General features: G+C 71.4%; 1 protein-coding gene. It reads left to right on the top strand.

The annotated features are described in order from the left end of the window. Positions 1–683 (top strand): type IV secretory system conjugative DNA transfer family protein (locus tag MJ783_RS08130; protein WP_239309692.1); only part of this gene is annotated, 683 nt, incomplete at both ends.

The raw sequence follows: 683 nt of genomic DNA, 5'->3' as shown, positions 1-683 counted from the left end.
GCGCTGCTCGACGTCGACCGTTTCGCCACCAGCAGCGACACGTTGTACCTGCTGTCCAAGGACGACGAAGGCGCCGCCAGTCCGCTGGTCGCCGCCTTCGTCGACCAGGTCATGCGCGCCGCGGTCCGCCGCGCCGAAGCCGCCGGCGGCCGCCTCGACCCCCCCATGCGGATCATGCTGGATGAGGCCGCGAACATCTGCAAGATCGCCGACCTGCCCCGGTTGTACTCCCACCTGGGCTCCCGCGGCCTGGTCACCATCACGATCCTGCAGTCCTACCGGCAAGGCGTCGGAGTATGGGGCGAACAGGGCATGGACGCCCTGTGGTCCGCCGCCACCATCAAACTCGTCGGCGCCGGCATCGACGACCCCCGCCACGCCGAGGACCTCTCCCGGCTCGTCGGCGACCACGACATCGAAATCTCCTCGGTGTCCCACAGCCGCGGCGGCCCGTCCACACAGGTCTCCCTGCGCCGCCAGCGGATCCTGGAGGCCGCCGACATCCGCGCCATGCCCAAGGGCACCGCACTGCTACTCGCCACCGGCCTACGCGCGGCCGCGGTCCGGCTACGCCCCTGGTACACCGGCCCACACGCCACCGCGATCACCGCGGCGTCCACACAGGCCATGGCCACCCTCACCGCCCACGCCACCCCCACATCCACCGCCGTGTCCGGGACCAG

This window comes from Protofrankia sp. Cj3, assembly GCF_917627355.1.
In the GTDB taxonomy this organism is placed as follows: domain Bacteria; phylum Actinomycetota; class Actinomycetes; order Frankiales; family Frankiaceae; genus Protofrankia.
This window is presented reverse-complemented; position numbering and strand designations above follow the sequence as displayed.